General features: G+C 64.3%; 5 protein-coding genes and 1 pseudogene. 2 read left to right on the top strand and 4 right to left on the bottom strand.

All coding sequences use genetic code 11. From position 1 onward, the window contains the following. Positions 1-517, bottom strand: a pseudogene (locus CGS25_RS18630) (aromatic hydrocarbon degradation protein); the annotation flags it as partial. A 915-nt stretch (positions 518-1,432) separates the two neighbouring features. On the opposite strand from CGS25_RS18630, the gene CGS25_RS18625 reads away from it, so the two are divergent. Next, positions 1,433-2,335 carry a LysR family transcriptional regulator gene (locus CGS25_RS18625; protein ID WP_089031807.1) on the top strand — a complete coding sequence of 301 codons (903 nt, stop codon included), beginning with the start codon at positions 1,433-1,435 and terminating at the stop codon, positions 2,333-2,335. Between the two features lie 170 nt (positions 2,336-2,505). Here CGS25_RS18625 and CGS25_RS18620 read toward each other — a convergent pair whose 3' ends face one another. From CGS25_RS18620 to CGS25_RS18610, 3 genes are all read right to left on the bottom strand, one after another. Continuing rightward, positions 2,506-3,204, bottom strand: coding sequence for a polysaccharide deacetylase family protein (locus tag CGS25_RS18620; protein ID WP_232802505.1), 699 nt, complete (start codon positions 3,202-3,204; stop codon positions 2,506-2,508). Between the two features lie 8 nt (positions 3,205-3,212). Continuing rightward, a complete protein-coding gene (locus CGS25_RS18615) occupies positions 3,213-4,358 on the bottom strand; it encodes a glycosyltransferase (RefSeq protein WP_232802503.1) in 1,146 nt (381 codons plus the stop codon). Positions 4,359-4,466: 108 nt separating this feature from the next. Then, complete coding sequence (locus tag CGS25_RS18610; RefSeq protein ID WP_101676386.1) at positions 4,467-5,630, bottom strand: sulfotransferase; 1,164 nt, start codon at positions 5,628-5,630, stop codon at positions 4,467-4,469. A gap of 188 nt (positions 5,631-5,818) precedes the next feature. Here CGS25_RS18610 and CGS25_RS18605 point away from each other — a divergent pair, with 188 nt between their 5' ends. Further along, positions 5,819-6,616: a glycerophosphodiester phosphodiesterase gene (locus CGS25_RS18605; protein WP_101676385.1), complete on the top strand. Its 798-nt coding sequence runs from the start codon at positions 5,819-5,821 to the stop codon at positions 6,614-6,616. The last annotated feature ends 195 nt before the right edge of the window (positions 6,617-6,811 follow it).

Raw genomic sequence — 6,811 nt, 5'->3', positions numbered from 1 at the left:
AGTCGGTGTTGCCGGCCAGGTCGGTGTTGGCCACCAGCTCCGCGGAGGAGCGCAGGGTCACCAGGATCGAGGCGCCAAAGTCCAGGCCCCGGAAGATCTTGGTGCCGACGCCCACGTTCAGAAACAGCGGCTGGCGGCCACCGCGAAAGTACTGGCCGTAGGGCGCGGTGCGCGAGCTGAAGGCGAGCATTTCTTTGCCGTACTTTTCGGTGCCGAGCATGATCCCCAGGGCGATCGGCTGGCCGAACTCGGTGATGTCGCTGAGGTCGGTTTTCAGGCCCAGCAGGCTCTGCTGGGAATCGGTATCTTGCACATCGTAGCTGCCGAAGTTCTGGCTGTCGGCCTGCAGGTCGCTTTCAACATGCATCAGACCGGCGGTCAGTTCACCGCGCAGGTCGTGGGTCAGGTAGGCAGGGTTGTAATAGACGCTGGAGACCTGGGTGTTGAACATCGACAGCGCCTGGGCGGAGGCGATGTCGCTGGGCAGCAGGCCGTAGGTGGTACCAAGGTTACCCATGCTCGCCAAAGAGATGGCAGGAGCCAGGAGCAACGCGCTGGAGCACAGTCCAGTCTTTAAGATGGAAAGCGGTCGCATGCGGATTTTCCCTCCGATTTCATTGTTGTGATGTTGTTCTTAAATAAACAGTCGTTATTCGTTTTATGGCCCGAACTGTCCATGAACGGGTGGACACCCTTGGGTAGGTGCAATGGCTGAGCGTATAAGGCGCGCGATAACGTCGAATACGTGAAAACGTGAAAAGCAACCTTTCAAAAAATGAAAACATGGAGTATCTATCTGTTTTATAAGGATTTTATTGATTTTTTAACGGGTATTTTTGGGCCAGTTCACGATGAAAAAAAGCGTAAAAAAAGGGACGCTATCTAGCCTTGGGATACAAAAATATAAACATCATAACCCTTAACGTTTACCTTTTTTTGTGCACTAATTCCGCTTCAAATGGGGGCAAAACAGGGCTGGAAAGGCGTCTCCAAGGGGGGTAATGTTTACAAGTGTTACGGTTGGGAACAGAGCGGTTGGCCGCCCTCTTCCGGGCAGTACCCAGCCTACTTGTATGGAAAAAGAAGCGGCTTCGCCCATGGCCAGGGAGAGGCGCTGAAAAGCCCGGCTCGCGGGCTCCGAGAGCGTCATTGCCCTGCTCTCTCGAAGCACGCGTGTCACGGTATTCAAAAAGTTGTTTTGTGCTATGCTCTGGGGGTTTGCGGATTTGCGTGCCGGTCTTTCAACAGTGCCCGGCCCACGCTCCGGCGGCATCGGAACACGGGTCCAGCGCCCGGGTAAATCAGCGAACGACTCTGTCCATGGAGTGGGTACAGACACCTTGGGGTAGGCGCGGAAATATCAGGCGCAAGCAGGCGCTTGTTTGTGGAAACGCCTGAATAACAAAAAAGGTGCAAAAAAAGGATTCGAACAATGAAACGGATAGCCGAATTCACCGTGTTCGTCGCCGTGGTCAAGGCGGGGTCGCTTTCCGAAGCGTCCAGGGAACTGAATCTTTCCATTGCCTCCATCAGCAAGTATGTCACCCGTATCGAAGAGCAGCTTGGCGTGCGCCTGCTGCTGCGCAACTCGCGGGGCATGAGACTTACCGAGGAAGGCGCCGATCTCTATGAAAAGCTGGATAAGCTGCTCGCCGAGCTGAACACCGCGGTGCAGTCGGTGAGTTCCAGCCGCGAAACGCCGCAAGGCACCCTCAAGATCACCTCCACCATCGCGCTGGGACGCAACCGCGTGGCGCCACTGGTGTCGGAGTTCGCCGCCAGCCACCGGGAGCTGTCGGTTCAGCTGTTTCTCGGCGACCGAGCGGTGGATCTGATTGGCGAGGACATCGACGTGGCCATCGCCATTGGCGAACCTCAGGACCCGACCCTGGTGGCCAAGCGCATCATGAGCAACCCCTGCTGCATCTGTGCGTCACCGAAATATCTGAAGCGCAAGCGCATGCCCAAACACCCGATGGATCTCAAGGCGCACGAGTGCCTGATTCTGGATTGCTTCGGCTCGTTCAAGGACAACTGGGTGCTGACGGACGAACGCGGCGGCCACCACAGCGTCAAGGTCTCCGGCAGTCTGATCACCGACAACAGCGAGACCTTGAAAGAGTGGGTGCTGGACGGCTACGGCATCGCGCTGAAAAGCCAGTGGGACATCCAGGATCACCTGGAGAGCGGCGATCTGGTGCCCCTGCTGCCCAAGTACAAAGCGCCGGACCTGGATTTTTTCATGGTCTATGCGGGCCGCGATCTGGTGCCGGCAAAGACGCGCGCGTTTATCGATTTTATTGAGAATAACGTGGATCGGTTGGCGCATTTGTAAGAGGCGCTGGACGCCTGACGCCTGACGCCTGACGCTAAAAGATAAAAACGCTTTGCGAGCATTGCGGCTACGCAAGCGCTTTATGCATCACCGCAATCCGTTCCGCCACGGGGCTTGATCTAAGCGTCCGGCGTCAGGCGTCAGGCGTCCAGCGCCTGCCGTCCAGCGTCCTAAAACCCCGGATACCCCACCGATGCCCCAGCCAGCCCGCGCAGGCACGGGCCAATGTCATTGCCAAGCCGCAGGGTGGGGTCGTTGGGGTGCAGCGCCACGCGCAGGGCGCGCCCGGAGAGCATCGCCAGCAGCCGGTTGAAGCTGTTGCTGATGCGCAGTGCCGCCGCCTGCAGCGGCTGGTCGGCTTCGAAGCCCAGCAGCGGCAGAGTGATGGAAAGGTCGCGGTCGGCGTCGTAGAGGCCGCCGAGGGTTTCGTAGTAGCGGAACGGCAGCTCGGCGAGACGCTGGCGCGGGATCGTTCCCAGCGCCCAGGCCGGCGGCACGTACAGCGGCAACACCGGCAGATCATGCACCGCGAACCAGCGGTGGCAGCGGCGAATCAGATCGGCGATGCCGTCGGCGTCCAGCGCCAGATGCTCGGCCACCCGGCGCGACAGCACGGCGCTGTGCAGGCGGTGGCGCCAGCTTGCCGGCGGTGGGCAGCGGTGCAGCCAGCCGTGCCCCGCCAGCGGGTGGCCGCGCTCCACCAGCCCGTGCAGCCAGGCCAGATCGGCGCTGCTCCAGGCGCGTCCGGGCACCACCAGCAACGTCACGGTGGCGGCCGGCGTGGCGGCCAGTGCGGCCAACAGCGCCTCTACCCCGGGACGGGTTTCGGGCATCACATCGTGGATCGAGATCAGGCTGGTCGGCGTCATTTCAGATCTCAGAGCCCGGGCCGCGATGCCGCGCCCAGCCGCCCCAGTGCTTTTCTGAACAACGGTTTCCGGGACCGCACTTTTGCCGCCGGTTGCGGCGCCTCGGGGCCGGCGCAGTCGGCCAGCACCCGCGCCCAGTGCTCGACCGCGCCCCGGTTCATCGCCATCGCCGCTGCGCGGGCGGCCAGCGCCTGTGCCTGGCGTTGCGCCGGGGTGTGCGCCGCCAGCCGGCGCACCGTGTCGGCCAGGCTCTCGCCGGGGGCGATCACCGTCAGCGCTCGCGCCAGTTGCGGCCACTCGTTAATGCCGCAGGCCGGCGTGGCGATCACCAGCCGCTGCCGGGCCATGGCTTCCAGGGCAACGGTGCCGAACGCTTCCACCGTGGACGGCAACACCAACACCTGGGCGGCGTCCACCGCTTCCACCACCTGCTCACGGGAACACCAGCCGAGATAGTCCAGGTTGGGCAGCGCCGTGGCGCGCTCGCGCACCCGATCGCGCAGCGGCCCGTCGCCGGCGATCACCACGCGCAGTTGCGGGCAGTGCTCGGCCAATGCCAGGACCGCGTCGATGTTCTTCTCCGCCGCCAGGCGGCCCACATAAAGCACACTCTCAAGCGCCGCCGCCATCGGCCGTGGCGGGCGATTCACGAACGCCTCGCCCAGCGGCGTGCCCACCAGGCAAGGCTGCCGGGCGCCGGCGGCGCGGGCTTCGGCCAGCATGCTTTCGCAAATGGTGGTGACGGTGCGGCTGCCGCGAAACAGCAGCCGGTTCAGGGCGTCGATCAGGCCGCCCGCGAGCCGCGCCAGGCGCGGCCCCCAGTACAGCCGCACCAGTTGGTGATAATCGGTTTGATAGGTCACGCACAGCGGAATGCCCCGGCGCCGGGCGATCCAGAACGCGCCCAGCGCGAACAGCCCGGGGCCGGGAATGACGATCACGTGGGGCCGCATTTCCTCGACCAGCGCCGCCAGCCGGCGCATGCGCGGTAAAAACAGGCGCTGGGTGGCGTCGCCCGGGATCGGCATCGACACGCCCTGGCAGGGGTGCGGCTCACTCAGGCTCGGCGCCACCAGCTCGACGCGCTCCACCAGCGGCCGCAGATGGGCGCTGAGATCCTGAAAGTAGGCGCCGACGCCATTGCGTCCTTTCATGGCGTCGACAACGAACAAAACACGCAATCGCTTTGTTTTCATGGGTGCGAGTATGGATGGCGTGGATGACGGGTTGGTGACAGTGTTCAGTGGTCAGACGATGAGTGGTCAGTCGGTTGTGTCCATGGGGTAGCCGAAGCGTTGGTAGACGGGGGCGAAGCGGCGGTGCAGTGCGCCGGGGTCCACGCCCAGGCCTTGCAGGCTGTATTGGTGGCCGCTGCGGTAGGCGCGGGCGCGCTCCTGTTCGGCAGCCAGGTACGTCAGGTAGGCGGGGCTCGGCGTCCATCCGAAACGCTGGTAGAAACCGGTCACGGTGGCCAGCGGCTCGGCGCTGAGCCGCTCCATGGGCGACAGCGCCCGCCGTGGCCCGGGCATGGCGTCGAAGGTGTCCAGCAGGTGCCGGTAGTAATACTCGAGCATCTCGAAAAAACGTTCGCGCCAATAAGCCGCGGTGTCGTGGCCGTCGATCAGGGCGGCGCCGATCACCATGGCATTGATCTGCGACGGCACCGCCGCGCTTGGATTGCGCAGACAGCCGATAAAGCGCGCGTCGGCGAATTCCTTGGCCAGGGTTTCGATAAACGGCGTGAACGACGGGTTTTTGGAAAGATAAGTCCGGTGCTCACCGTGCACGTACAGATGGCGCTGCAGCGCCCGGCGGTAGGCGCGCATCAGGCGTTTCTTTTCCGCCTCGGGCAGGCAACGGTCGGCCTCGGTGAGCCGCCACAGCAGTGGGTGGGGCGCCACCAGCACCAGCAAGAAGCAGCCCAGGAAAGGCAACAGCGCCAGGTAGTCTTCTTCCGCGTCCCACAGCCCGGTTTGGTGCACGTCGTCCAGCCCGCCCAGCAGGCGGCGCTCGACGGCGCGCAGCGCGCGCCCTACCCGGCCACCGCAGAGAATGCGATCCAGGCGCCCCACCGCCCGCCAGAAACGCCGCTGTACGATGGACGGCGCGAAGATCAGCTCCCACAGCGCCGGCGTGGTGAAGCGCTGCCGGTCGCCGGCCAGCAGGCGGTGCAGAAAGGTGGTGCCGCTGCGCGGGATACCCACCACGAACAACGGCTGGCGAACCGCCACCTTGCGAAACCCGGGGAACAGCCAGTGGTCGAGGCACAGCGCTGCGCCATTGAGCAACTGCAACGCGGTGAACAGCGGCCAGAACACCAGCAACACCAGCCAGCGCCTGAGCGGCACCCCGGCGGCCCGGCCGGCGTGCCCCGGCCGCCACGAGTGCCGCCACAACACCAGGTACTGCCTGATCAGAGCGCCCATGGTCTCCCTCGACGGAACAACGATGCGGCGACCCTAACCGGGCGGCGGTGACCGCTTGATGACACCGGGCCGTCATATCATTGTCACTTTTTGCCGCGAGGCTGCTTGAAGCGCCCGCGGGGCACCGTCAAACTGCGCGGGGCGTGACCCGCCCCCCGGACCTCTGAATCACCCTTGATAGTGAGGCTATGAGCAAACACCTTCCCACCATCGTTGGCCACCGGGGCGCCCGGGGCGAGGCGCCGGAGAACACCCTGGCCGGCTTTCAGGTGGCCCGGGACGCCGGCGTTGGCGAAGTGGAACTGGACGTGCGCCTGTCCCGGGATGGCCACCTGATCGTGGTGCACGACAAGAACGTAACCCGCACCACCGGCGAACGCGGCCGCGCCCAGGACTACACGCTTTACCAGTTGGGCGGGCTGGACGCGCGCCACAACACGCCCGGCTGGCACAGCCCGTTAAGCATCCCCTCGCTGCGGGAGGTGGTCACGGCTTGTGGGCCCGAGATGCGTTTCCAGTTTGAAGTGAAAGGCGCCGGTGCCCCGCTGTTGCACCGTATCGCCCAGCAACTGGTGGCGCTGATCGCCGAGCAGGGCCTGCAATCGCGGGTGGTGGTGACCTCAAGCCACACCGGCTTTCTGCGCATGGTCGGCGCCATGGCCCCGCACCTGGAGCGCGGCTACATCAGCGAGCACCGCTACCAGCAACCGACCCGGCGCGCCAAGGCGCTGGGGTGCCGCTGGCTGATGCCCAAATACACCCTGGTCAACGATGCCCTGATGCGCCGCGCACGCCGCCGTGGCCTGAAAGTCTCCACCTGGACGGTCAACGACCTGCAAGAAGCCGAACGCCTCGCCGCCCTCGGCGTGGACGGCATCATCACCGACCTGCCAACCCGGTTCATGGCGCATTTTTACCCTGGGGAAAGTACTGATACAGAAAACAGGCGGCAGGAGGATACAGAGAACAGCGCGGGCCACACCTGAGCACGATGCCAGGCCGTCCTCGCCTTCGGCTCGGTTCGCGGTCAAGGACCGCTCCCACAGCGGCGCTGTCGAAAGGCCCGAGCCAGATTAGAATTGTTGTTTTCGTGGGAGCGGTCCTCGACCCGCGAAGGGACTCTGCCAGACCAGCCTCGCCTTCGGCTCGGTTCGCGGTCAAGGACCGCTCCCACAGCGGCG

Source organism: Alloalcanivorax mobilis (assembly GCF_002864685.1).
GTDB classification, from domain to species: Bacteria; Pseudomonadota; Gammaproteobacteria; order Pseudomonadales; family Alcanivoracaceae; genus Alloalcanivorax; species Alloalcanivorax mobilis.
This window is presented reverse-complemented; position numbering and strand designations above follow the sequence as displayed.

Bases quoted from the DNA above. Each gene is read 5' to 3' on its own strand.
- CGS25_RS18625 (WP_089031807.1), top strand. From the start codon at position 1,433: ATGAAACGGATAGCCGAATTCACCGTGTTCGTCGCCGTGGTCAAGGCG.
- CGS25_RS18620 (WP_232802505.1), bottom strand. From the start codon at position 3,204: ATGACGCCGACCAGCCTGATCTCGATCCACGATGTGATGCCCGAAACC.
- CGS25_RS18615 (WP_232802503.1), bottom strand. From the start codon at position 4,358: ATGAAAGGACGCAATGGCGTCGGCGCCTACTTTCAGGATCTCAGCGCC.
- CGS25_RS18610 (WP_101676386.1), bottom strand. From the start codon at position 5,630: ATGGGCGCTCTGATCAGGCAGTACCTGGTGTTGTGGCGGCACTCGTGG.
- CGS25_RS18605 (WP_101676385.1), top strand. From the start codon at position 5,819: ATGAGCAAACACCTTCCCACCATCGTTGGCCACCGGGGCGCCCGGGGC.